Origin of the sequence: Stenotrophomonas sp. SrG (assembly GCF_050031795.1) — a bacterium.
In the GTDB taxonomy this organism is placed as follows: domain Bacteria; phylum Pseudomonadota; class Gammaproteobacteria; order Xanthomonadales; family Xanthomonadaceae; genus Stenotrophomonas; species Stenotrophomonas rhizophila_A.
This window is the reverse complement of the sequence record NZ_JBNBBE010000011.1, coordinates 83064-105278: the sequence shown is the minus strand read 5'-3', so window position 1 is coordinate 105278 and position 22215 is coordinate 83064. Positions and strand designations below refer to the sequence as shown.

General features: G+C 68.4%; 21 protein-coding genes. 11 read left to right on the top strand and 10 right to left on the bottom strand.

Annotation, left to right across the window (positions count from 1 at the left end):
- Window positions 1-10: 10 nt before the first annotated feature.
- The 5 genes from ACQG3P_RS12095 to def form a co-directional block, all read right to left on the bottom strand.
- A complete protein-coding gene (locus ACQG3P_RS12095; RefSeq protein WP_426805225.1) occupies window positions 11-1303 on the bottom strand; it encodes an O-antigen ligase family protein in 1293 nt (430 codons plus the stop codon).
- 70 nt (window positions 1304-1373) lie between these two features.
- Window positions 1374-3098, bottom strand: coding sequence for an ArnT family glycosyltransferase (locus tag ACQG3P_RS12090; protein ID WP_426805181.1), 1725 nt, complete (start codon window positions 3096-3098; stop codon window positions 1374-1376).
- Between the two features lie 24 nt (window positions 3099-3122).
- Window positions 3123-4463: a 16S rRNA (cytosine(967)-C(5))-methyltransferase RsmB gene (rsmB, locus tag ACQG3P_RS12085; RefSeq protein ID WP_426805180.1), complete on the bottom strand. Its 1341-nt coding sequence runs from the start codon at window positions 4461-4463 to the stop codon at window positions 3123-3125.
- A gap of 1 nt (window position 4464) precedes the next feature.
- Window positions 4465-5388, bottom strand: coding sequence for a methionyl-tRNA formyltransferase (fmt, locus tag ACQG3P_RS12080; protein WP_217537986.1), 924 nt, complete (start codon window positions 5386-5388; stop codon window positions 4465-4467).
- Window positions 5389-5462: 74 nt separating this feature from the next.
- On the bottom strand, window positions 5463-5975 hold the full coding sequence (gene def / locus ACQG3P_RS12075; RefSeq protein ID WP_217537985.1) for a peptide deformylase: 513 nt from the start codon (window positions 5973-5975) through the stop codon (window positions 5463-5465).
- Between the two features lie 125 nt (window positions 5976-6100).
- Here def and ACQG3P_RS12070 point away from each other — a divergent pair, with 125 nt between their 5' ends.
- From ACQG3P_RS12070 to ACQG3P_RS12030, 9 genes are all read left to right on the top strand, one after another.
- Window positions 6101-7234 (top strand): LysM peptidoglycan-binding domain-containing protein, encoded by a 1134-nt coding sequence (locus ACQG3P_RS12070; RefSeq protein ID WP_068854170.1) that lies wholly within the window; start codon window positions 6101-6103, stop codon window positions 7232-7234.
- A gap of 127 nt (window positions 7235-7361) precedes the next feature.
- On the top strand, window positions 7362-8501 hold the full coding sequence (gene dprA / locus ACQG3P_RS12065) for a DNA-processing protein DprA (RefSeq protein WP_426805179.1): 1140 nt from the start codon (window positions 7362-7364) through the stop codon (window positions 8499-8501).
- Window positions 8502-8543: 42 nt separating this feature from the next.
- Entirely contained in the window at window positions 8544-9017 is a 474-nt protein-coding gene (locus tag ACQG3P_RS12060; RefSeq protein ID WP_068854172.1) for a DUF494 family protein, read from the top strand.
- A gap of 39 nt (window positions 9018-9056) precedes the next feature.
- Entirely contained in the window at window positions 9057-9854 is a 798-nt protein-coding gene (locus ACQG3P_RS12055; RefSeq protein ID WP_426805178.1) for a pilin, read from the top strand.
- A 37-nt stretch (window positions 9855-9891) separates the two neighbouring features.
- Complete coding sequence (locus tag ACQG3P_RS12050; protein ID WP_426805177.1) at window positions 9892-10800, top strand: RDD family protein; 909 nt, start codon at window positions 9892-9894, stop codon at window positions 10798-10800.
- Window positions 10801-10989: 189 nt separating this feature from the next.
- Entirely contained in the window at window positions 10990-13458 is a 2469-nt protein-coding gene (locus ACQG3P_RS12045; protein WP_426805176.1) for a DNA topoisomerase I, read from the top strand.
- Between the two features lie 60 nt (window positions 13459-13518).
- On the top strand, window positions 13519-14079 hold the full coding sequence (locus ACQG3P_RS12040; RefSeq protein ID WP_426805175.1) for a Sua5/YciO/YrdC/YwlC family protein: 561 nt from the start codon (window positions 13519-13521) through the stop codon (window positions 14077-14079).
- A gap of 50 nt (window positions 14080-14129) precedes the next feature.
- Window positions 14130-14924 (top strand): DUF4124 domain-containing protein, encoded by a 795-nt coding sequence (locus ACQG3P_RS12035; protein WP_426805174.1) that lies wholly within the window; start codon window positions 14130-14132, stop codon window positions 14922-14924.
- A 33-nt stretch (window positions 14925-14957) separates the two neighbouring features.
- The gene (locus tag ACQG3P_RS12030; RefSeq protein ID WP_426805173.1) at window positions 14958-15677 is read left to right on the top strand and encodes a DUF4124 domain-containing protein; all 720 of its coding nucleotides are present in this window, start codon (window positions 14958-14960) and stop codon (window positions 15675-15677) included.
- 24 nt (window positions 15678-15701) lie between these two features.
- On the opposite strand, the gene ACQG3P_RS12025 is transcribed toward ACQG3P_RS12030, so the two are convergent.
- Window positions 15702-16478 carry an SDR family oxidoreductase gene (locus ACQG3P_RS12025; protein ID WP_068854179.1) on the bottom strand — a complete coding sequence of 259 codons (777 nt, stop codon included), beginning with the start codon at window positions 16476-16478 and terminating at the stop codon, window positions 15702-15704.
- 122 nt (window positions 16479-16600) lie between these two features.
- Between ACQG3P_RS12025 and ACQG3P_RS12020 the strand changes: the two genes are divergently transcribed.
- On the top strand, window positions 16601-16816 hold the full coding sequence (locus ACQG3P_RS12020; RefSeq protein WP_320457882.1) for a hypothetical protein: 216 nt from the start codon (window positions 16601-16603) through the stop codon (window positions 16814-16816).
- A gap of 119 nt (window positions 16817-16935) precedes the next feature.
- On the opposite strand, the gene sppA is transcribed toward ACQG3P_RS12020, so the two are convergent.
- From sppA to ACQG3P_RS12000, 4 genes are all read right to left on the bottom strand, one after another.
- Window positions 16936-18840: a signal peptide peptidase SppA gene (sppA, locus tag ACQG3P_RS12015; RefSeq protein WP_426805172.1), complete on the bottom strand. Its 1905-nt coding sequence runs from the start codon at window positions 18838-18840 to the stop codon at window positions 16936-16938.
- 85 nt (window positions 18841-18925) lie between these two features.
- Complete coding sequence (locus tag ACQG3P_RS12010; protein ID WP_426805171.1) at window positions 18926-20296, bottom strand: MATE family efflux transporter; 1371 nt, start codon at window positions 20294-20296, stop codon at window positions 18926-18928.
- Between the two features lie 71 nt (window positions 20297-20367).
- Window positions 20368-20922: a DUF3106 domain-containing protein gene (locus ACQG3P_RS12005; RefSeq protein WP_426805170.1), complete on the bottom strand. Its 555-nt coding sequence runs from the start codon at window positions 20920-20922 to the stop codon at window positions 20368-20370.
- Window positions 20915-21916 carry a hypothetical protein gene (locus ACQG3P_RS12000; protein WP_426805169.1) on the bottom strand — a complete coding sequence of 334 codons (1002 nt, stop codon included), beginning with the start codon at window positions 21914-21916 and terminating at the stop codon, window positions 20915-20917. The genes ACQG3P_RS12005 and ACQG3P_RS12000 overlap by 8 nt, the downstream gene beginning before the upstream one ends.
- Window positions 21917-21981: 65 nt before the next feature.
- On the opposite strand from ACQG3P_RS12000, the gene ACQG3P_RS11995 reads away from it, so the two are divergent.
- On the top strand, window positions 21982-22152 hold the full coding sequence (locus ACQG3P_RS11995) for a hypothetical protein (protein WP_426805168.1): 171 nt from the start codon (window positions 21982-21984) through the stop codon (window positions 22150-22152).
- Window positions 22153-22215: the final 63 nt, after the last annotated feature.

Here is a 22215-nt window from a genome sequence, read left to right as displayed (position 1 = left end):
CACGTCGGCTCTACACGTCGGTTGGGGTGCGCAGGCGCAGGGGGTCGGACAGGGCCAGGAAGAAGGCGATCCAGGTGGCGTAGAACGAGGCGGTGCGCATGTCGCGGAACATCATTTCGGTCAGGCCGAACACCGCAAAGCCCACGCAGATCATCAGGCCCGCACCGGCGAACAGGCGCGTGGGCCGGTCGGTCACGCCCAACCGCAGGCGCCTGGCGAACACCCAGCCCGGCGCGATGTAGAGCAGTACCAGGCCCAACCCGCCCAGCACGCCGTAGGTGGCCAGGAAGTACAGCAGGTCGTTGTGGGTTTCGCCGAAGTCGCGCGCCACCGTCGGTGTGACCTGCTTGGCCTCGGCCAGCTGCGCCAGCTCCTCGCGGAAGCGGTCACCGCCGCCCACGCCGAACAGCGGCTCGCTGCGGATCATGTGGCCGGCCGCGCTCCACAGCTGCAGGCGGATGCATACCGAGGTATCGGAGAGGTGCGCCACCTGGCACTGGTCGAACTCGCTCACGCCAAGGTGGATGCGCTCGCGCATCGAGGCGTCGCTGGCCACGATGATGCCGGCCAGGCCCAGCAGCAGCGCAGCGGCCAGGACCTTGAAGCGGTTCATGCGGCGCCCCTGCACCAGCAGCGCGATGAACAGGAAGAACGGAATGGCCAGCAGGCCGCCACGGGTCTGCGTGGCCAGGAAGGCCCCGATACCGGCGATGCCGCTGACCAGCTTGAGTGCGAATTCGGTGCGGCGGAAGCGGGTGATGCGCAGGCCCAGCAACAGGAAGGCGATCACCGAGAACAACAGGGTCAGGTCGCCGTAGGTGACGGCGTTGAACTGGCGGGTCGCGGGGCGCGCACCGGTACTCAGCACCAGCCAGGCCACGTTGATCACGGCATACCAGATGCCGGCCAGCAGGCCGAACGCGGCATGGACCAGCACAGGGCGCGGCACGCGCAACGCGGCGGCGAGAATCAGGCCCACGGTGAGGAAACGCACCGCCTTTTCGGTTTCCGACCCCTTCCAGATGCCATGCACGGCAAGGCTGGTCAGCACGCCCAGCAGCATCACGCCCATGCCTGCCACCATCCACAGGTACTCGCGGCGGTTGTCGCACCAGACGGTGCCGAGGGCCGGGCGACGCACCCAGGCCAGCACGATGAAGCTGAGCAGCACCAGCCCGTAATAGCCCGCGCTGCCGCCGTCCATCGTGGACATCAGCAGTACCGGCGACAGGCCAAGCGCGATCGTGAACACCCAGGCCAGGACAGGGTGGACGCCGGCGGTACGGGGAAGCGCGTTGTTCACGTTCAATGCGACTCGGGCGGAGCGGGCGGCATTGTCGCTGATCGGTCGGGAATGATCCATGAGCGCAGGGTCAGTCCTCGCCCTCTTCCTTGCCCTGCTCGCGGCGTATCCGCGCCAGGTCCACGGCACTGGGCTGGCAGGGCCCTGCGAACGCACGGGCCGGTACCAGCCACCAGCCCCGCCGGTTGGCCACCCCCACGCGCTCGGCCTGGGCCCGGTCCACGCAGGCCAGCAGTGCGGCCTGCTGCACGAGCAGCCAGCGCTGCTCGGGCGCCTGTGCCTGCCATGCCCGGCCGTCCTGCAGCTGCACGTACCAGCGCCGCTTGAAGCCGAAGGTGCGCACCGGCCGGTCGGACATGAGCAGGTTCTGTTCCTTCCAGCCCACCAGGCCCAGCTCGGCATCCGGGCCGATGCGCTGGCCCACCTGGTACATCAGCCCGCGCGCCGAACTGGAATCGTTGAACAGCGGGTAGCCCACCAGCCCGTAAGCCACCCATGCCATGGCCAGGATCGACACCACCGCCAGGTGGAAACGACGCGCACCGCTGAACACCAGGCTGACCACGCCCCAGCTGCCCAGTGCGATGCCGACCCAGCCCAGCGCGGCGGTCACCGAGGTGTCGATGCCGCGCTCAAGGATGAGCTTGCGCTCGAAGCTGGGCTCACCGCCGAGCATGGCCACGCCGATCCCCAGCAGCGCGACGGTAAGCAGGAGCGCGAAGCCGCCCAGCACCCATTGCACGTCGCGCCGACGCAGCAGGCCCGGCAGCAGCGGTGCCAGCGCCAGGCAGAACATCGGCAGCGCCGGCAGGATGTAGACGTCGCGCTTGCCGTGCGGAATGGAGAAGAACAGCACGATCAGCAGCCACCAGCCCAGCAGCAGCAGGTAGCGCGGGTCGCGCCGGCGCAGGCGTCGCCACCAGGCGGGAATCGCCCACGGCACCAGCAGGAACGCCGGGATCCACATGGACGGCATGGTGGCCAGGAAATACCACCACGGCTGGTGGTGGTCCCAGGACTGCGCGTAACGCTTGGCGGTCTGCCGGAACAGGATATCGTTCATGTACGCACGGTATTCGGCCGAGCCGCTGGCGGTGGCGGCCAGCACCATCGGCACCAGCCACAGCGCAATGGCGGCCAGGAAGGCCAACGGCCCTACCCAGAACCGCCAGTTGCGCAGGTCGAGCCGGACGCGCGGCCAGCCCATGGCGACCGCGGCCAGCGCCGGTACCAGCATGAACAGCGCCAGCACGCCCACGCCCTTGGTGATCACCCCCAGCCCGGCGGCGAACCAGCCCAGCCACCACCAGCGCCAGGCCGGCCCGCACAGCAGGTGGCGCAGCAGGCCGTAGTTGGCCAGGGTGATGAAGAACACCACGAGCGGGTCAATCTGGGCCTTCTTTGCCTGGAAGGTGAAGTGCACCGCGAACAGCAGTGCCCAGGCGGCGTACAGGCCCACCTTGCGGGTCCACAGCCGGCGTCCCAGGTCATACACGCAGGCCAGCGTGCCCAGCGACGCCAGCAGGGTGGGCAGCAGGAACGCCACCCGCCAGTCGCGCAGCACGGTATAGAGCACGGCCTGCAGCCACATCAGCATCGGCGGCTTGTCCGAGTAAAGCTCGGTGCCACGGTGCGGGAACAGCCAGTCCCCGCTGAGCACCATCTGCTTGGCCACCAGCGCAAAGCGCGGTTCGTCCGATGGCCAGGGATCGCGCATGCCCAGCCCTGCCCCCAGTACCAGCAGGGCCATCAGCGCAAGCAACCAGAATTCCCGGGATTCGCGTGTTTTCAGCATGGGCGCGATTCTAACGGTGCAGGGTTACCCTTTCTTTAGCAGACGTGCATAGAAGAAGCCGTCAGCACCCTGTTCCCCCGGCAGGCGCTGGCGCCCGGCCCAGGAGTCATGACCGTAAGCGTCACCCAGTGGCAGGAAACCCGCGCCGCGGGTGCGCTGCAGGAAGGCCTCGATCTGGAACTGGTTTTCCTCGCGCAGGATCGAGCATGTCGCATACAACAAGGTGCCGCCCGGGGCGAGCATGCCGAAGCAGGCATCGAGCAGGCGCGCCTGCAACGCCACCAGCGCCGGAATATCGGTAGCGCGGCGGTGCAGCAGCACGTCCGGCTGGCGGCGGATGATGCCGGTGGCCGAGCACGGCGCATCGAGCAGGATCACGTCGAAGGGCTGCCCGTCCCACCAGCTGGCCGGGTCGGTGGCATCGGCCGCACGCACCTGGGCGTGTTCGCCCACGCCGGTGCGCGCAAAGGTCTCACTGATGCGCTTGAGCCGGCGCGCATCGATATCCAGCGCCAGCAGGCGCAGGCTGGGGTCGCGCTCGAGCAGGTGCGCGGACTTGCCGCCCGGCGCGGCGCAGGCGTCAAGCACGCGCGCGCCCTTGGGCACGGCCAGCGCATCCGCCACCTGCTGGGCCGACAGGTCCTGCACCGACAACGCGCCATCGCTGAAGCCTGGCAACGCGGAGACGGCCACCGGTACCGGAAGGCGGATCGCATCGCTGCCCAGCGCGCTGGCCTCGGCGGCGATGCCGGCCGCTTGCAGCCGCTCCAGCATCACATCGCGACTGCCGTGCTGGCGGTTGACCCGCAGCCACAACGGCGCCGGCTGCAGGCTGGCGGCAAAAACGTCCTCGGCCTGGTCGGGCCAGTCCTGTTCGATCTGTTCGGCCATCCACTGCGGGAAGGCCTCGCGCGCCGGCAGCGCTGGAATGCCATCGCGCTGGGCGCGGCGCAGCAATGCATTGACCATTCCGGCCTGGCGCTCCTTGCCCAGCGCGCGGGCGGCGTCGACCGTGGCCGAAAGTGCGGCATGCGCCGGCAGGTCGAGCGCATCGAGCTGGGCAAAGCCGACCAGCAGCAGCGCGCGCAGTTCGTCCTCGCGCACGCTGAGCGGGCGCTGCATCCATTTCGCCAGGGCGGCGTCATAGGCGGTGCGCCGGCGCAGCACGGCAAAGCACAGCGCTTCGAGAAGGGCGCGGTCGCGGCTGTCGTCCAGCGTAGGCAGCGCGGTGGCCAGTTCGGCCTTGAGCGAGCGCCCACGGCCGATCACCTGGGCCAGCACGCGGGCGGCGAGCACGCGGGTGGGTACGCCCGGGGCCAGGCCGGACAGCGCGGGGGACGGTTTGTTCTGGCGGGGCTGGGCCATCTCAGGTGCCCACGGCCAGGTCGCGGCGGGCATTGAGGTAGTCGGCCGCGGTGATCGCCTTGCCGCCCTCGCGCTGCAGCACGCGCAGGCGCAGCGCACCCTGGCCACAGGCGATATCGATGCCGTCGCGGCCGGCCGCCAGCAGCGTGCCCGGGGCCTTGCCCTGGTTGTCCGCCAGCGCCACCGCGCCGTGGATGCGCACGCGCTCGCCAGCCAGCTGGGCTTCGGCAATCGGCCACGGGTTGAAGGCGCGCACGGTGCGCTCCAGCACCTGCGCATCCTGCGACCAGTCCAGCCGCGCTTCGGCCTTGTCCAGCTTGTGCGCGTAGGTCACCCCTTGTTCCGGCTGCGGCTGGGCGATCGGCTTGAGGCCGGCGCGCAGCAGGCCCAGGCCGTCGGACAGCACCTGCGCGCCAAGTTCGGCCAGGCGGTCGTGCAGCGAGCCGCCCAGTTCACCGGCCTGGATCGGGGTGTGCTGGCGCAGCAGCACCGGGCCGGTGTCCAGCCCGGCTTCCATCTGCATCAGGCACACACCGGTGTCGGCATCGCCGGCCTGGATGGCGCGCTGGATGGGCGCGGCGCCGCGCCAGCGTGGCAGCAGCGAGGCATGCACGTTCCAGCAGCCGTAGGTCGGGATGGCCAGCACCGCCTTGGGCAGGATCAGCCCGTAGGCCACCACCACCATCAGGTCCGGCTGCAGGTCGCGCAGCTGCTGCTGGGCCTGTTCGCCCTTGAGCGATTCGGGCTGGAACACCGGGATGCCGCGGGCGATCGCTTCCAGCTTCACCGGCGAGGGCATCAGCCCCCGGCCACGGCCGGCCGGGCGGTCCGGCTGGGTGTACACGCCCACCACCTCCTGGTGGCGCGCGGCGGCGCGCAGCGAGGCGACGGCGAACTCAGGCGTTCCGGCAAAGACGATCTTCATGGCGTTCCCACTTGCAGAAAGAAAAACGGCGCCGGGGCACGGCGCCGAACAACCGGTCAGGCGGCGTGGCCAGGTCAGGCAACGTGCTTGCGCGACTTGGCCAGCTTCTTGCGGACCATCTCGCGCTTGAGCGGAGACAGGTAATCAATGAACAGCTTGCCGTCCAGGTGGTCCATCTCATGCTGCACGCACACCGCCAGCAGGCCGTCGGTGGTCAGCTCCTGGGCCACGCCCTGGCGGTCCAGGAAGCGCACGGTGATGGTGTCGGCGCGGGTCACGTCGGCAAAGATGCCGGGCACCGACAGACAGCCTTCCTGGTAGACCTGGCCGCCTTCGCTGGCCACGATCTCCGGGTTGATGAACACCCGCGGGGTGTCCTTCTCTTCGCTGACGTCGATGACCATGAAGCGCTTGTGGACGTCGACCTGGGAGGCCGCCAGGCCGATGCCCGGGGCGTCGTACATGGTCTGGAACATGTTGTCGATCAGTTCCTGGAAGACCGGGGTGGTCACTTCGGCGGCGTCGATCAGCGCCGCCTTGGTGCGCAGGCGCGGGTCCGGGAACTCGAGAATGGGCAGGATGGCCATGGCAAATACCGTTTGGGGGCGCCCTTAAAGCGGCGTACGTCGCAATTCTATCGCCAACGCTTGCCTTGCGCCCCGGTTTCTGGACTATAGTGCTCGAACCTGTTGGGGAATCAGGCACCACACCTATGTTTGAAAGAACTCGTACGGTCGTCGCCGTCGCGATGCTGACCGTCGCTACCTATGCTACCGCCGTTGAAGTGAATGGCGGGCACCCGGAAACCTACGTCGTCCAGAAGGGCGATACCTTGTGGGACATTTCCGCGCGCTTCCTTAAAAAGCCGTGGTTGTGGCCGGAAATCTGGCAGGCCAACCCGCAGGTCAAGAACCCGCACCTCATCTATCCAGGTGACGTGCTGAGCCTGGCCTACCTGGACCGCGTCGTGGCCCAGCCCGGCCCGCGCCAGGAAGCGCCGATCAATGCGATCCCGCTCAGCCAGGTCGAACCCTTCCTGAAGCAGCTCAGCGTGGTGGACGAGATCGACTCGCTGCCCTACGTGGTGGCCCTGGAAGACAACCGCCTGCGCGCCACCACCGGCCAGACCGCCTACGTGCGGGGGCTGGAAGGGGCACAGGTGGGCCAGCGCTGGGCCGTGGTCCGACCGACCGTGCGCTACTCGCTGCCCAAGCCGACCGAGGACCTGACCGCCAACGGGGATGTCACTCCGGGCAGCGGCAACCTGTGGAAGAACTTCGTGGCCGCGCCGAGCAAGCGCAACGAGATGCTGGGCTACGAGCTGTCCCAGCTGAACGTGGGCACGGTCGTGAAGGTGCCGGACGACAAGTCGGACGTGACCTCCATCGCGCTGCAGGGCCGGACCGACGGGCGTGAAGTGCGCGCCGGCGACCGCCTGGTGCCGGTGGAAGCCACCCCGTATGACCTGCAGTTCTTCCCGCACGCCCCCGCCGCCCAGACCGAAGGCCTGGACGTTCGCGTGCTGGCGGTGACGGACATGTACTTGGCCGGCGGCCCGCGCGACGTCATCGCGATCTCGGCAGGCAGCGCCAACGGCATCGATAACGGAACCGTGGTTTCGCTGTGGCGCCAGGGGCGGCATGTGGCCCACCGCATGAAGTACCCGGGCTCCTCGCGCATGGACGACTCGCTCACCGACGGTGCCGGGCGCGTTTCCCTGCCCGATGAGTACGCCGCCCACGCGATGGTGTTCCGCACCTTCGACAAGGTCAGCTATGCGCTGGTGATGCAGGGCGTGAAGCCGGTCCTGGTCGGCTATTCGGCCAAGCACCCCGACGCGCAATAACCGCGCCGGGTCGGCGCTGCCGACCCCACCACGCGGTAGGTACCGACCGTTGGTCGGTACACATCCTGACGCAACAACACGACGGCGCCCCAGGGCGCCGTCGTCGTATGCGGGCTAGCCTGAGCCGATGCCCGATGACCTGCCCTGCTCTACCGAGGCGCTGCTGCGCCTGGTCCTTGCCGGTGGCGCCCCGGCGCCCCGCCGCGCCCTGCTGGCCCGCTTCGCTGATCCCGCCCAGGCTCTGGGTGCGGGCCCTGCCGCATGGCGCGCCGCCGGTTGCAGCCCGCACCAGCGGGCACTGCTGGCGCTGCCCGACCGCGACGCGCTCGCTCGCGGCCTGCATTGGCTGTCGCAACCCGGCCGGCACCTGCTGTCGATCGAAACCGACGACTATCCCACTCTGCTGCGCCCGCTGGATCCGGCGCCGCTGGCGCTGTTCGTGCACGGCGACCCGGCCACCCTCTGGCACCCCGCGGTGGCCGTGGTCGGCAGCCGCACCCCATCGCCCACGGGTGCCGAGCTGGCCGCCGAGTTCGCCGGCGCCCTGGCCCGCAGCGGCCTGGGCGTGGTCAGCGGGCTGGCCGCCGGGGTCGATGCGCGGGCCCACCAGGCCGCCCTGGACGTACCCGGCGGGCGCACCGTGGCCGTGGTGGCCACCGGCCTGGACCTGACCTATCCGCCCCGGCACGAAGCGCTGCAGGCACGCATCGCCGAGCGCGGCGCCGTGGTCAGCGAGTATCCGCCCGGCACCGTGGCGCGCCCGGGGCAGTTCCCGGCCCGCAACCGGATCGTGGCCGGGCTGACCCTGGGCACCCTGGTGATCGAGGCGGCAGCCCGCTCCGGGGCCCTGATCACCGCGCGCCTGGCCGCGGAGATCGGGCGTGAGGTATTCGCGCTGCCCGGCTCGGTGCGCAACCCGCGCGCGCGCGGCTGCCACCGGCTGATCCGTGATGGCGCCCAGCTGGTGGAAACCCCGGCCGAGGTCGTCACCGGGCTGACCGGGGCCGCCGCCAGCTTGGGGCAGGCCTTGCGTTGGCGCCTGGACGCCCCCACTGAACAGGCACGGTCGGCGCATGCCAGCGCTTCCCCCTTCCCCCTCCCCGACTACCAGCGCTTGTGGAACGCGCTGGATGAAAACCCAACGGGTATGGATTCATTGATCCAGCGCAGCGGATTGACGGCGGACCAGCTGTCGGCCATGCTGCTGATCATGGAACTGGATGGAAAGGTGGTCGCCAACCATGGCCGCTACTGTCGAAAACCCTAGTTTCTTCACCTCCACAGCGTCGTTGACGCAGGCCGAGGGGCAATGAAAGAGAGCATTCTGGATGTCCTGCTGTACCTGTTCGAACACTATTTCAGCGAGGACGCGGACCTCATCCGCGACCGCGACTCCCTCCAGAACGGCCTGATACAGGCCGGCTTCAGCCCCACCGAAATCAACAAAGCCTTCGATTGGCTGGACGCCCTGGCCGAGCAGCGCCCGGCCGTGACCCTGGCCCGCGTCGACGGTCCCGTGCGCATTTTCCATGGCCCGGAGCTGGACAAGCTCGACGTGGAAGGCCGTGGCTTCCTGATGTTCCTGGAACAGCACGGCATCCTGGATGCCAACCAGCGCGAGCTGGTGCTGGACCGCGCCATGGCCCTGGACCAGGACGAACTGGACCTGGACGACCTCAAGTGGGTGGTGCTGATGGTGCTGTTCAACCAGCCCGGCGCCGAGGCAGCGTATGCCTGGATGGAAACCCAGATGTTCGTCGACGAACCGGAACCCCTTCACTGACCGTACACTGGGTGCTTCGCGCATTCAGGGGAATGGAAAGTGAGCCAGTGGTTCTATGCAGAAGGGAATCGTCAGCAGCGGGGTCCGCTGACATCTGAAGAGTTGATCGCGCTGTACCAGTCCAGCCGCATTGCGCTGGATACCCTGGTATGGCGCGACGGGCTTGCCCAATGGCAGCCCCTGCGAACTGTCGCCGACGAGATCGGCCTGGTGATCGCACCGCCGCCGGCGGTGGAGCCGCCGCTCCCGCTGGACGGCCCGCAGTTGGAGCCGGTCGTGCCCAGCCCGCCGAGGATTCCCGGGTTCGACACGCCTGCGCCGCGCGCCACCGGACCCGGACCCGGAGCGGCCGCGCCCGCCTATGCCTCGGCGCCGGGTTACCCGCGCGCCGCGCCGCCGCCGAAGAAGACCTCCGGGTGCCTGATCATCGGGCTGGTGGTGGGCCTGGTGTTCCTGGTGGTGATCGCGATCCTTGCCGCGATCGCGCTTCCTGCCTACAGCGATTACCAGCACCGTGCCCGCGTGGCCAATGCGGTGGGCATCGTGTCGCAGCTGAAGAACCAGGTGACCGAGTTCGCCATGAGCACCGACCGCTGCCCGGTCAACGGCGATGATGGCTTCCAGAGCCCGACCTCGTACGCCGGCGACTACGTGGGCGCGGTGCGCATCGGCCGCATCGGCGAAGACAAGTGCGGCATCGAAATGGAATTTGCCGTGCCGGGCAAGCGCACACTCGATGGCAAAATGTTGTGGTTCGAATACGACATGCAGAGCCAGGCGTGGACCTGCAGCAGCGATCTCGACACCAAGTATCTGCCCGCGCAGTGCCGCGGTTGAGCAGCACTTCAATTATGGATGAGAGGGGAAGCACGCAATGACTGAGTGGTATTACGCAGACGGCCAGGACCGCCAGGGTCCGTTGCTGGTCGAAGACCTGCGCCAGCGCTTCCAGCGCGGTGAAATCAGCCTCACTACGCTGGTATGGCGCGAAGGCTACCCGCAGTGGAAGCCGCTGTCCGAGGCGGTCGAGGAACTGCAGCTGCAGAACCTGACCAGCGCCGCGAGCAACCTGGGCAGCGGCTTCGACCTGCGCGGGGATTACACCGCCATCGACAACGGCACCGCACCGCTGCCCGGCACCGGCGGCGGCACCTATTCCCCGTATACCGCACCTGCCGCCACCGGCGGCTACGGCGCGGCCGTGGTGGGCGGTGGCGAGGTGGTCTACGCCGGCTTCTGGAAGCGTTACGCGGCGTACTTCCTGGACTCGATCGTGGTGGCCATCATCAACGTCCCGGTCAGCGTGGTGTTCAACCTGATCGGCGCGTCCAGCGGCAATGAAAGCCTGGCCCTGGCCATGAGCCTGGTGGCCATGCTGAGCGGTTTCGCCATCGGCATCGGCTACTACGCCGGCTTCCACGCCTCGCGCGGCGGCGCCACCCTGGGCAAGATGGCCGTGGGCATCAAGGTGGTGCGCAGCGACGGCGAGCGGATCACCTTCCTGCGCGGCGTGGGCCGCTACTTCGGTTTCATCCTGAGCAGCCTGACCCTTTTCATCGGCTTCATCATGGCCGCCTTCACCGAGCGCAAGCAGGCACTGCACGACATGCTGTGCGACACGCTGGTGGTGGACAAGTGGGCCTTCACCGAGAACGCCGAGTTCCAGGAACGCGGCCTGGGCACGGTCACCATCGTGATCCTGATCATCAGCGGCATCCTGACGGTGGCCATGATCGGCCTGTTGATCCTCGGTTTCGGGGCCATTGCCGCGTCCATGTCCTGACCGGCCCTCACACCCGGCCGCTTGACACAGGCGGCTCCGGCGTGATTCCTCTAGCAGGCGCAAAACCTGAACGCCCGGCGCATACCCGGGCGTTCAGCATATGGAATTCGACGGCTGCCCTTCACTAATGCGGCCATTTGCTCCACCCTAGCGCCCTCTCCCGGGCTGCTGCCCACAGAAATCAACGACATGCCCAAGCACCTGCTCATCGTCGAATCGCCCGCCAAGGCCAAGACGATCAACAAATACCTCGGCAAGGACTTCACCGTCCTGGCCTCGTATGGGCATGTGCGCGACCTGGTCCCCAAGGAAGGTGCGGTCGACCCCGACAACAACTTCGCGATGCGCTATGACCTGATCGAGAAGAACGAGAAGCACGTCGATGCGATCGCCAAGGCCGCCAAGGGCGCCGACGACATCTTCCTGGCCACCGACCCGGATCGCGAGGGTGAGGCGATCAGCTGGCACATCGCCGAAATCCTGAAGGAACGCGGGCTGGTCAAGGACAAGCCGATGCAGCGGGTGGTCTTCACCGAGATCACCCCGCGCGCGATCAAGGAGGCCATGAGCCAGCCGCGCGCCATCGCCAGCGACCTGGTCGATGCCCAGCAGGCGCGCCGCGCGCTGGATTACCTGGTCGGCTTCAACCTGTCCCCGGTGCTGTGGCGCAAGGTCCAGCGCGGCCTGTCCGCCGGCCGCGTGCAGAGCCCGGCGCTGCGCATGATCGTCGAGCGCGAGGAGGAAATCGAAGCCTTCATCGCCCGCGAATATTGGAGCATCGATGCCGCCTGCGCGCACCCCTCGCAGCCGTTCAATGCCCGCCTTATCAAGCTGGACGGCCAGAAGTTCGAGCAGTTCACCGTGACCGACGGCGACACCGCCGAGGCCGCGCGCCTGCGCATCCAGCAGGCCGCCCAGGGCAACCTGCACGTCACCGACGTGGCCAGCAAGGAGCGCAAGCGCCGCCCGGCCGCCCCGTTCACCACCTCCACGCTGCAGCAGGAAGCCTCACGCAAGCTGGGCTTCACCACCCGCAAGACCATGCAGGTGGCGCAGAAGCTGTACGAAGGCGTGGCGATCGGCGACGAAGGCACCGTAGGCCTGATTTCGTACATGCGTACCGACTCGGTCAACCTGTCCCAGGATGCGCTGGCCGAGATCCGCGACGTGATCGCCCGCGATTACGGCATTGCCGCCCTGCCGGACAAGCCCAACACCTACCAGACCAAGTCCAAGAACGCCCAGGAAGCGCATGAAGCGGTGCGCCCGACGGCCGCGCTGCGCACCCCGGCGTCGGTGGCGCGCTACCTCACCGATGACGAGCGCAAGCTGTACGAGCTGATCTGGAAGCGTGCGGTGGCCAGCCAGATGATTCCGGCCACGCTCAACACCGTCAGCGTGGACCTGTCAGCCGGCAGCGAACACGTGTTCCGCGCCAGCGGCACCACCGTGGTGGTACCCGGCTTCCTGGCCGTGTACGAGGAAGGCAAGGACAACAAGAGCGCCGAGGACGACGACGAAGGCCGCAAGCTGCCGGCGATGAAGCCCGGCGACCGCGTGCCGCTGGAGCGCATCCTGGCCGAACAGCATTTCACCCAGCCGCCGCCGCGCTTCACCGAAGCCGCGCTGGTCAAGGCGCTGGAAGAGTATGGCATCGGCCGTCCGTCGACCTATTCGTCGATCATCCAGACCCTGCTGTTCCGCAAGTACGTGGAAATGGAAGGCCGCAGCTTCCGCCCGTCCGACGTGGGCCGTGCGGTCTCCAAGTTCCTCTCCAGCCACTTCACCCAGTACGTGGACTACGACTTCACCGCCAAGCTCGAAGACGAGCTCGATGCGGTGTCGCGCGGCGAAGAAGACTGGATTCCGTTGATGGCCCGCTTCTGGGAACCCTTCAACCAGCTGGTGGAAGAGAAGAAGGAATCGGTCGACCGCGCCGAGGCCAGTGGCGCGCGCGAGCTCGGCACCGACCCCAAGACCGGCAAGCCGGTCAGCGTGCGGCTGGGCCGGTTCGGGCCGTACGCGGCCATCGGCAGCACCGCCGAGGACGCCGAGGACAAGCCCAAGTTCGCCTCGCTGCGCCCGGGCCAGTCGATGCACACCATCAATCTGGAAGACGCGCTGGAGCTGTTCCTGATGCCGCGCGCGCTGGGTGAGGACAAGGGCGAGGACGTCAGCGTGGGCATCGGCCGCTTCGGCCCGTTCGCCAAGCGTGGCAGCACCTACGCTTCGCTGAAGAAGGAAGATGACCCCTACACCATCGATCTGGCCCGCGCGGTGTTCCTGATCGAAGAGAAGGAAGAGATCGCCCGCAACCGCATCATCAAGGAATTCGACGGCAGCGAGATCCAGGTATTGAACGGCCGTTTCGGCCCGTACCTGAGCGACGGCAAGATGAACGGCAAGATCCCGAAGGATCGCGAGCCGGCCTCGCTGACCCTGGCCGACGTGCAGCAGCTGATGGAAGAAACCGGCAAGCCGGTGCGCAAGGGCTTCGGAAAGAAGGCCGCCAAGAAGGTCGTGGCCAAGAAGGCACCGGCGAAGAAGGCGGCAGTGAAGAAGGAGCCGGCGGCGAAGAAGGCGGCCGTCAAGAAGGCCCCCGCCAAGAAGGCCGCCACGAAGAAGGCCGCAGCAAAGAAAGCAGTTAAGAAGGCCTGACCCCGGTAGCGCCCGACCGTTGGTCGGGCGACAACACGGCGCACTGGAACGGTCGTCACCATGAATGAACTCACCGTCGACTCTGCCTCTCCCGCGCTGCGCGCCGGCGGCGTGATCGCCTACCCCACCGAAGCGGTTTGGGGACTGGGCTGCGACCCGGCCAACGAAGCGGCCGTGCTGAAGCTGCTGCACCTCAAGCAGCGGCCGGTCGAGAAGGGCATGATCCTGGTCGCTGGCGACCTGGCCCAGCTGGAAGGTTGGGTGCGGATCGACGCGCTGCCTGCCGAGCGCAGGGCCGAGGTACTGGCCAGCTGGCCCGGCGCCAACACCTGGATCCTGCCCGCCGGGCCTCGCGCGCCACGATGGATCACAGGGGAACACACCGGCATTGCCGTGCGGGTCAGCGCCCACCCGCTGGTGGCGGCGCTGTGCCGCGCCTGGGGCGGGCCGCTGGTGTCCACCAGCGCCAACCTGGCCGGCCAGCCGCCGGCGCGCAGCCGTGCCGGACTGGACCCGAACCTGCTGCGCGACCTGGACGGGCTGGTTGACGGCGCCACCGGTGGCCTGGACCAGCCCACCCCGATCCGCGACGCCCTCACCGGCCACGTCCTGCGCACCTGAGCCGCATGGCGTTCTTTGCGCCTGCACAGGCAAGGCCGCACACTGCGGCCATGCGCCCACACCCTGCCCTCCCGCTGTACCTGTTGCTGCTGTGCAGCGCCCCGCTGGCGGCGCAGGACAGCAGCGTGCGTGTCTACCGCTGCGTAGGCAGCAACGGGGCGGTATCGCTGCAGGACGCCCCATGCCGCGACGGCCGCCAGGAAGTGCGCGAGATGCAGCGCCCGCGCGATCCGGCGCCGCGCGTGGTGCGCAGCGATCGCGCCCCCGCCACGTCCGCGCCTGCCGCACCCGAACGCGAGGTGCGCTACGTGCAGGTACAGCCACCGCAGCCGATGTACGAATGCATCCGCGACGACGGCAGCCGCTATACCAGCGAAACCAGCGAGGGCAATCCGCGCTGGGTGCCGGTGTGGACCAGCGCCTGGATCCCAGGACGCCGGCCCGGTGGCATCCATCCCGGCCCTGGCCCGGGGCCGGGACCACGCCCATTGCCCCCGATCGCGCCGATGGGCAGCGGCTCGGTCAGCTCCAGTGGCGGCTCGCTGACCGTCTCCGGCGGCGGCTCACGGGTCGGCGGCAGCCTCTCCGTCGGCAGCGGCAGTACCCAGTGGCACAGCGAAGGGTCGGCGTACCCGGGCACCTACCAGGACGTGGTGGTTCCGGCCGGCAACGTGCTGGTGCGCGACCAGTGCCACCCGTTGCCCGCCAGCGAAGTGTGTTCGATCCTGCGCGACCGCCGCTGGGAGCTGGTGCGGCGCTACAACAGCGCGCTGCAGAGCGAGCGCGATGCGATCAGCCGCGAGCAGCGTGGCGTGGATGCGCGCCTTGACCGGGATTGCCGGTAGGGCGCGGCAGCCGGCGCGTTGTATCCTTCGCCGATGAAACCGTATTGGCTCCTGTTGCTGCTGTGCGTGGCGTCGTCGGCGATGGCCGATGAGCCGATCGTGTTCCGCTGCACCGATGCAGACGACAACGTGACGGTGCAGGGCAAGCCCTGCCCGGCCGGCAGCCACCAGGTCATCCAGCGCATGAATGCCGCGCCATCGCGCGCGGAGGTGTCCGTGTCGGCCCAGGCGACGCCCCCGCCGCCTGCCGCGCCAACGGTCCAGCCGTTGTCACCCGCAACGATGCCGCCGCAGGTCCCCGGCAAGGCGCAGCCGATGGAGCGCATGATTTCAGAGGCGTACGAAGTGCCACGGGGCACTGCGATCCTGGATAGTGCGAACCTGCCCAAGCCCGGCGACGAGCTGCCCGGCGACGGCCCGGCAAAACCGCCACTGCCGGAGATCTACCAGTGCCAGGGCCAGGACGGCGGACGCTACCTGCACGAGCGTGAGCCGGCACCGCCGACCTGCGTGCTGCTGTCGGTCACAGCGCTGGGCGGCAACACGCCGGTCAACGCCGCCAGCTGCGAAGTGGTCCGCGATACCTGCGAGCCGCTGGCTGAAGACCAGCGCTGCAATGCGTGGCAGCAGCGCTTCCGCGATGCGCGTGGGCGGGAACGCTTCGCCTCGCCCGGCACCGCAGCCGCCGCTACCGCCGAGCGCGAGCGCCTGCAGGGCGTGCTGTCGGAAAGCAACTGCGCGGTACCCCGGTAGGTACCGACCGTTGGTCGGTACGCCTCAGAACCCGTAGCGCAGGAATCCACCGTCCACGGCAATGCACTCGCCGGTGACATAGCTGGCCGCAGGCAGGCACAGGAACCCGACGGCGGCGGCTACTTCCTCAGGCTCGCCGATGCGCCGCATCGGAGTGCGGTCGATCACCTGTTCGTAGTAATCCGGGTCCGCCAGCGGGCCGGAGGTGCGGCGGGTGCGGATGTACCACGGCGCCACCGCGTTGACCCGGATGCCGTCTTCGGCCCACTCCACCGCCAGGTTGCGGGTCATCTGGTGCATCGCCGCCTTGGTCATCCCGTACACCGCGCCACTGCGCACATGGGTGAGCCCGGAGACACTGCCGACATTGACGATGGCCGAGGCGGCGTGGCGGGCCAGCAACGGGTGCGCATAACGCGACAGTTCGAACGCGGAAAACAGGTTCGTCTCGAAGATGCCGCGCCACTCGTCTTCGGTGTATTCGGTGGCCGGCTTGGTGATGTTGCCGCCCGCGTTGTTGATCAGCAGGTGCAGCCCATCGCTGTGGTCTTCCACCCAGTCCAGGATCTCGCGACGATCCTCGTCGTCGGAAACGTCGGCGGACAGGCCGTGGATCTCACGATCCGGATAGGCATCGGCCAGCTCATCGCGGGCCATTTCCAATGCGTCCGCGTCGCGCCCCACGATCAGCAGGTCGGCGCCGAATCCCAGCAGCTCGCGCGCGATCGCCAGGCCGATACCGGCGCTGGCGCCGGTGATCAATGCGGTCTGTCCATCCAGTCGCCAACGATGCGCACTCACCTGCTTCTCCTGCCTTGGGGCACTGCAGGATAGCCCGCATGCCGGTGCGGCGCACCCCATCACACACGGGCCGGCAAAGCGGTGCGAAACTGCGCTTCCCTGGGTTCGCCTGCGAGGTTGCCATGTTGATCCGTATCGCCCTGCCAATGGCCGGCCTGCTTGCGCTGTGCGGCTGCAACCGCCCGGTGCCGCCGGCCCCGGACAAGCCACCCGAACCGCAGGCCACGGCACTTCGCGACGCCATGCAGCAACCGCTCGACAAGGCCAAGGCCGCACGCGAAACGCTGGAAAAAGCACCGGACACCAGCGCCGCCGATGAGGCCGAAGCGGGCCGGTAAAGAATGAAAAAAACCCGGCCTTGGCCGGGTTTTTTTGTTGAAGCGCGTCACCACCAACGGTGGTGACCTACCGGGACAATCGCATCGGGTAGATCACGACCGTTGGTCGTGATCCGCCATCAGAAACCGCAGAAGCAGTACGCCAGCGCCTTGACCGGGGCGCTGCCGCGCGGGTCGCGGGCGGCGTCTTCGACGAAGCGCAGCTGGGTGTCCACTTCCGGCATCGACCGGGCCAGCATCATCCGCGCCACGCCTGATTCGCCCAGCATCCAGGCACCGGCATGACTGCCGGCGAAGCCGCTGAGGAACTGCGCGAACGGAGTGGCAGGCTTTTCGATGTAGCGCACGCGCACCTTGTCCGGGCCGCCCAGCTTGGCGCGGTTGGAGGCGTCGGCGATGGCCGCCTTGAGGCCGCCGAAGGCATCGACCAGGCCGCGTTCCTTGGCCTGTGCACCGCTCCACACGCGACCGCGGGCGACTTCGTCCACCGCTTCCACCGGCTTGCTGCGTGCATCGGCCACCTTGCCGGTGAAATCGGCGTAGCCCTTGTTGATCACCGACTGGATAACCTGGCCCACGGCCGGGTCCATCGGGCGGGTGATGTCGAACGCACCGGCGAAGCGGGTGGTGCCCACGCCGTCGGTGTGCACGCCGATCTTGTCCAGCGAACGCGACAGGTTGGGGATCATGCCGAAGATGCCGATCGAACCGGTGATCGTCGACGGATCGGCGTAAATGCGGTCGGCATTCATGCTGATCCAGTAGCCGCCCGATGCCGCCAGGTCGCCCATCGATACCACCACCGGCTTGCCGGCCGCCTTCAGCGCCACCACCTCACGGCGGATCTGTTCGGAGGCGAACACTTCACCGCCGGGCGAATCCACGCGAAGCACCACCGCCTTCACGTTGTCGTCGTCGCGCGCTTCGCGCAACAGCGCCGAGGTGGACTCACCGCCCACGCGGCCGGCCGGCAGGTCGCCACCGGCGATCTCGCCGGACGCCACCACCACCGCCACCTGCGGCCGCGAATCCACCGGCGAACGACGGGTGTCGATCTGGGTCAGGTATTCGTCAAGGTTGATGCTGCGGAAGCCACCGTCGGCATCTTCATCGGCCACGCCACGATCGGCCAGCAGGTCTTCGACTTCCTCGCGGGTCTTCAGGCCATCCACCAGCTTCTGCTGCAGGGCGAACTTGGCCAGGTCGCCACCGGCAGCGGCGATGCCTTCGGGCATGGTGTCGATGCCGGCGGCCAGCTGCGCGGCGTCCAGCTTGCGCGCCTTGGCGATGTCGGCCAGGTAGCGCTGCCACACGTCGTTCATCCAGAACAGGTCGGCTTCCTTGGCCTGCGGCGAGGCCGCGTCCAGCACGTACGGTTCGGCGGCGGACTTGTATTCGCCCACCTTGAACAGGTGCACGTCCACGCCCAGCTTGTCCTGCAGGCCGGTGCGGAAGTACTGGCGGTAACGACCGAGGCCTTCCAGCACCACCCCACCCATCGGGTCGAGGTAGATCTCCTTGGCCTGCGCGGCCAGCAGGTACTGCCACTGGCTCATGTTGTCGCTGTAGGCCACGATGTCCTTGCCCGACGCGCGCAGTTCCTGCAGCGACGCGGCTACTTCACGCATCGAGGCAAAACCGCTCGGCTGCAGCTTGTCCAGCTGCAGGACCACGCGTTCGATCTTCTTGTCCTCGCGCGCCGCATCCAGCGCGCGCACCAGGTCGCGCAGCTGCACTTCCTCGGCGCTGTTGTCGCCAATGGCCTTTGCGAGTGCACGGCTGACCGGATCGGCACTGAACTGTTCGACCAGGCGGCCTTCCGGCGCGATCACCAGCGTGGTGCGGTCCTGCAGGGTGCGGCCACTGCTGGCGCCCTTGCCCATCGCGAAGACGAACAGGACCAGGATCAGCAGCAACAGGCCGAAGAACAGCAGGTTGAGGATCAGCCTGCGGGTAAAGTTCATCACATCCCACAGCCCGATGAAGAAGCTGGCGACGGGATTGCGACGCACGGGTTGGTTCATGGGGAAAACTCCAGTTGGCTTCTTGCCGTGGTACCAGCATAGCCCGTGCCGGACAGCCCGGCATCGGACACAAGTAAGGGGGCCATCAGGCCGGCAGGTTCAGTTCATTGCCGACACGACGGCTGCTCACGCGCAGCCGCCAGCCCATCAGGATCGCCGCCGCGGTCAGGCCCAGGATCAGGCCCAGCCACATGCCCTGCGGACCCATGCCCAGGCCCAGGCCGAGCCCGGCGCCGAGCGGCATGCCCAGCCCCCAGTAGGAGAACATGGCGATGAACATCGGCACGCGGGTGTCCTTCAGGCCGCGCAGCGCGCCGGCTGACAGCACCTGGATGCCATCCGGGAACTGGAACGCGGCCGCATACAGCAGCAGGGTGGAGGCCAGCGCGGCCACGCCCATGTCGGCGGTATACACCCCGACGATGGCGTCGTGCCCGAACAGCAGCACCAGCGCCGACAGCGTCTGCGTGCCCAGGATGATCAGCAGGCCGGCGATGGCAGCGCGCCGCACGCCCAGCCCGTTGCCGCTGCCTACCGCATGGCCCACGCGCACGGTGGTGGCTTCGGCCACGCCCATCGGGATCATGAAGCACAGCTGGGCCACATTGATGGCGATCTGGTGCGAGGCCGCCTCGGTGGCGCCCAGGCGACCGATCAGCAGGGCGGTAACGATGAACAGCCCGCCCTCCATCAGCACCGTGATGCCGATCGGCAGGCCGGTACGCAGCAGGTCCCAGATCGCCGCCCAGCGCGGCAGCTCCAGGTGCGAGAACAGTTCCAAATGGGCAAAGCGCTTGGTCTTCCACAGGTAGCCGGCAAAGCACAGCGCCTGGATCCACATCATGGTGGCCGAGGCGATGCCCAGGCCTTCGGCGCCCATTTCCGGGAAGCCCAGCTTGCCGTAACACAGCACGTAACCCAGCGGCGCCAGCACCAGCAGGCCGCCGAAGCCGAGCAGCATGGTCGGGAGCGTCCAGTGCATGCCTTCGCTGAGGTAACGCATGCAGAAGTACAGGGTCAGCGCCGGGCCACCCCATCGCACCGCATGCAGGAACGCGGTCGCGCCCGGCACGATGTCCGGGGCGATGCCGAACGCGGGCAGCAACGGCGGCACCACCGTGAGGAAGGTGAACATGATCAGGCCCAGGCCCAGCGCCAGCCACAGCGCCTGGCGGAACAGCGGGCCGATCTCCCGCTCGCGGCCGGCGCCATGCAGCTGCGACACCGAGGCGGTGAGTGAGATCAACGTGCCGATCGGGATCAGCATCGGCAGCCACAGCAGCGCCGTGCCGATGGTGACCGCCGCCAGGGTCTGGGTGCCGTGGTGGCCGGCAATGACATTGTCGACGAAGGAAATCAGGCCAGTGGAGATGTGGCCAAGGACCAGCGGCAGCGCAAGCAGGCCGGTGGCGCGCACTTCCCGGGAGAGGCGCGGCGTTGCGGTAACGGTAGACATGGGATCACAGACGGCAACTACGGCAGCGCGCGGAGGGCACAGGCACCGGGTTGCGGCCGGTCATCTTACGCTCAACGCACCAGGTTTTCCTTCAACCAGGCATCGCGCGCGGCCGGCGCCAGCCCCAGGAACTGGTCGCGCACCTGGTCGCGCTCCTGCGGCGGCGTGCGCTGGGCGATCAGCGTGAGCTGGGCCAGCTGGCCCTCGTGGAGCTGGCGCAGCGCGGCCAGGGCGGGTTCGCGCTGGTCAGCGGGCAGGTAGCCGAACAGACCCTGCAGCTTGGGGAAATGCTGGCCCAGCTGCGGGCCCAGCAGCCAGCCGTCGCGGAACCGCTGGTCCTGTTCGTCGAAGCGGGCCCGCAGCGCCTGCTGCTGTGCAGCGGGCATCGCGGCAATACGGCCGGCGGCCTCGCGGATACGGGCACGTTCGGATGCAGGCAATGCCTGCCATTGCGCATAGCGGCTGCGCAGTTCACGCAGCTGGGCCGGGTCCAGCGCGGCGGGGGTGGCGGGAATGGCGGGTGTGGTAACCGGCACAGGCGTGGCCGATGGCAGGGGCAGCGGCTGTGGCGCGGCATGCGCACCGGTCGCCAGGCCCATGGCGAGCAGCAGGATCGACTTATTCATCAGCGGCTGCCGTCTCCAGGCCGGCGGTGGCAGGTTCGGGGCGGCTGGGCTGCGGTTGCGACTCGTCCACCGGGACCGGCCCACCGGCGGCAGCCCACGCGTACAGGTCCGCATCGCGGGCGAGCATCAGGTCCGGGTCGGCCAGCATGGCCGCGTCACTGGCGGCGTGGGCCGGATCGGCCGGCGCCGTTACCGGCAGGTCTTCAGCCGCCAACGGTTCGACCCGCACCGGGTCGGCGGTGGACACCGCGCCGTCGGGCACGCTGGCCTCGGGCGCGAGCGCCGGGCTGCGGTGCTTCCACCACACCGCACCGCCCAGCAGCACGGCGATGGTGACCAGCAGGATCAGCAGGCCACGCCACAGCGGCCGGCGATTGTGACGGCGCACCGGCGTGCGCCGGGGCGCCGCATCGGCCGGGGCCGGCGCGCGCCATGAGGCCGGACCCTTGCCCGGCGCGGGGGCCGGCGCGGGCTGGTGCAGTTGCTGCAGCCTGCTGGCCGGCAGGTCACGCAGGCGCTGCTGCACCTGTTCGGCCAGGGCACGCCAGCCTGCCGCATCGGGGTGGCCCTGCGCATCGCGTGGGCAGGCCTGGGCCAGCGCCTGCTGGTAGTCGGCGACCGGCAGGTCCAGGATCTGCGCGGCGGCCGCCTCGTCCAGCCCGCCACCTACCCGCAGCAGCAGCGCCAGACGTGCCGGCGGCGCCAGGCTGGGAAGGTGCGCCAGGCCAGGGGCCCACTGGCCGCCAGGGGCCGGCATGCGGATCGGGGTGCGGTGGGCGAGCAGGATCCAGAACCGGTCCGGCCACTGTGCCATCGGCACGTCACTGGCGATGCCGGCGAAGGCGCGCATCACCGCCACCAGTGCCTGTTCGGCGACGGTCGGGTCGCCGCACTGCAGCTCGGCAACCACCAGGGCACGGCGTTCGACGCCTCGCAGGAATGCGGACAGGGCACCCGCTGCAGTAGAGGAAACAGGGGCGTTCACAGCCGTCATAGCAACTCCATCAAGTGCCGAAATGATAGCGAGTGCGCCCGCGCAGGGGGATGCCGATACGGGTCATGTGCGACTACCGCGGTGATGTAGATGGCTTGACAGCGGCGCAGGTTGTGCACAGCACCAACAAAATCGGCAGAAAACCGGCAGGTGAAGCCGGCGTCACCCATGTGTCAGCTGTGTTTCACAGCCATCTTCTTGATTTAAATACATTTAGTTGTGTGGCTATTTTTTGACCAACCCAGGCTTCACTGCGGAACTCCCTGACAAACAGCTCGGAGTTCGACACTCGCACACAG